Origin of the sequence: Enterobacter cloacae complex sp. IR5458, assembly GCF_049238025.1 — a bacterium.
In the GTDB taxonomy this organism is placed as follows: Bacteria; Pseudomonadota; Gammaproteobacteria; order Enterobacterales; family Enterobacteriaceae; genus Enterobacter; species Enterobacter kobei.
The window spans coordinates 1-2,389 of the sequence record NZ_JBMKIF010000104.1 but is presented as its reverse complement, the minus strand read 5'-3'; the positions used below and the strand labels follow the sequence as shown (position 1 = coordinate 2,389).

Here is a 2,389-nt window from a genome sequence, read left to right as displayed (position 1 = left end):
AGGACGTTTTTCATTGACGGAGCTGCTTTACTTAGGGAGACGTTCCCGCCTTTGGAAAGAGAAACACTCATAAAATAACCTCTTCGATTAGTAATTGTTCAGGTTAACACTTAAGGGGATTAACTCCCCTTTTCCTCAGATTCAGGTTTGCCCGGGAACATGACGCTTGCGAGAATGCCCAGCGCCAGTACACCCAGTACAACATACAGGCTGGTTGTTGCCGCGATGCTGTAACCATGATGCCAGATGTGATCGGTCGCATTCAGGCCGAGTTTTGCCGCGATGAAGAACAGCAGCACGATAACGGCCTTCTCCAGATGAACCAGGTACTGTTTCAGTGCCTCAAGGACAAAGTACAGAGTACGCAGGCCCAGGATAGCAAACATCATGGCACTATAGACGATAAGCGGTTCACGACTGACGGCAATGATTGCCGGTACCGAGTCAAACGCGAACATTACGTCCGAGAGTTCAACCACAGCCACACACAGGAACAGCGGGGTCGCATACAGCGCCGCTTTTTTACCACGGCCAATGGTGACATCGCTGTTTTCTGGTTTCGCCAGTTCAGCATCCACTTCCTTCTGGTTAAGCAGGAAGGCATGCCCTCTGAGCTTCGGCCAGATAGGGAAGAAGCGTTTAACCATGCGGTAAGCCAGATGCTGGGAGTAATCCTCAATTTCATCATCGTCATCACCGCTTTTAAGCATCATGACCGCTGTCCAGGCAACGATAATAGCGAAGACAACTTCAACATACGGCCCCAGACTCAGCAGGCTCGTACCGATGGCGACAAAGATGCCCCTGAAGACAATGGCACCAATGATCCCCCAGTAGAGAACACGGTGGCGATAACGATCCGGAACGGCGAACCAGGAGAAGATGGCCATCATGACGAACAGGTTATCGACCGACAGCACTTTCTCCAGCGCATAACCCGTGACAAACAGACTGGCAACCTCAGCACCGTGGTGGATATAGAGGAAACCGGCAAATGCCATCGCAACCACAACCCAGAATACGGACCAGAGCGCCGCACTCTTCAGCGAAATAGGCTTGTCATCACGGTGCATAAACAGGTCAATAAAGATGGCACCGACTGAAAGCGCAATAAAAACAATGACCGTTTCAGTCGGGAAGCCGATGTGTGTGGAAACCATATTTTACCCTTAGGGATGTGGATCAGAGGCCAAATTCAGCCGGGTCGAAGCCCAACGCGATAGCGATCTCGCGGGAGGCCAGTTTCTCGTCCTGATCGAAGTTACCGTCACTTTTCGCAACGGCAATACCAACACGTAAGGCCAGCTGAGCGGCCTCAGGCTGATCTTTCAGCGCCAGGATGTATTTCATGGTTTCGCCCTTGCCGATTTCAACATCGAAATCGAAGCTTGAAACCAGTTTATTGAAGAACTCAATCACCTCATTGGTATCGAAGACCTTCAGCTCTTCTGAAGAGCGCAGAAAGCCCATCATTTTCTGCTTTTCTTCCGAACTTACGCCGTCACTCGATACGGCAATACGGGCACATACAGCAACGGTGCCCTGCATGAATTTTTTGTTTTTGAAACGGCCAACCTGGCGGGTCAGTTCGTCACGGCCTGAGTTAATGGCACCTTTAACTTTGTCGAAAAAGCTCATACCTGTTTCCTTTGTTGCTGTGTTATTTAGAACCGGCGCTCCAGCGAAATCCCCAGCCAAATGCCCGGTCCATTTCGTCCTGGCCTTTGAAGTACTGGTTAATTCGCTCGACTTTAATTGCGCCGTTTTCGTTTACGAGTCTGGCAATGGCGCACAATGTGCGACGGTTTTCACCTTCGGTCAGGCGGGTCTCAATGGGCGGTTGATCCGGCACATGAATGGTGACCACACCATCAGTCTTGTCCCAGCTGGGAACACCTTCATAAATAAAGGCGTAAATCAGCACTTCGCGGATATGCTTCCATTCACGTCCATTGATATGCAGCCACTCGCCGTCTGATACATCACCCGTCCGGTCATCGCCCTTGAGCTGAACATACGGTTCATCGCGATAATCACCGAATGCATTACCGAGCGCCTGAATGACCGATTTATACCCGTCCTGAAGCTCAACAAAGGCCCCCAGATCCAGGTCGATTCCTTTGGAGCCGAACATGCCTGCAAAGCCTGATTTGCCGCTGCCCCGGTGCCAGTTCAGGTTGATCCGGATTTCACCGAAGTTATCCCGTTTGGTCAGGCTGATTGCAGGCTTCTCTTTTGTCAGCGATACCTTGCTCAGGCTGATTTTTGTCTCAACTGGCGGAGGGGTTACAACCGGAGGAGTCGGGGCTGCGGGAGCCGGTTCGTCGGCAATATTTACGCCGAAATGCTCTGCCAGCGGTTTAAGTCCACCGTTGAACCCCTGCGCAAC

3 protein-coding genes and 1 pseudogene are annotated in these 2,389 nt (G+C 51.4%); all 4 read right to left on the bottom strand.

The window, feature by feature from the left end:
- Positions 1 to 71 (bottom strand): annotated as a pseudogene (locus ACOTYN_RS26120) (chemical-damaging agent resistance protein C); the annotation flags it as partial.
- 48 nt (positions 72 to 119) lie between these two features.
- Positions 120 to 1,160: a tellurium resistance membrane protein TerC gene (gene terC, locus ACOTYN_RS26115; protein WP_000255079.1), complete on the bottom strand. Its 1,041-nt coding sequence runs from the start codon at positions 1,158 to 1,160 to the stop codon at positions 120 to 122.
- A 22-nt stretch (positions 1,161 to 1,182) separates the two neighbouring features.
- The gene (locus tag ACOTYN_RS26110) at positions 1,183 to 1,638 is read right to left on the bottom strand and encodes a tellurite resistance TerB family protein (protein ID WP_000007449.1); all 456 of its coding nucleotides are present in this window, start codon (positions 1,636 to 1,638) and stop codon (positions 1,183 to 1,185) included.
- Positions 1,639 to 1,660: 22 nt separating this feature from the next.
- Positions 1,661 to 2,389, bottom strand: a 729-nt coding sequence (locus tag ACOTYN_RS26105; protein ID WP_058691190.1) for a TerD family protein, incomplete at its 5' end; no start/stop codon positions are given.

Coding starts and splice junctions, on each gene's coding strand:
- terC (WP_000255079.1), bottom strand. CDS start 1,160: ATGGTTTCCACACACATCGGCTTCCCGACTGAAACGGTCATTGTTTTT.
- ACOTYN_RS26110 (WP_000007449.1), bottom strand. CDS start 1,638: ATGAGCTTTTTCGACAAAGTTAAAGGTGCCATTAACTCAGGCCGTGAC.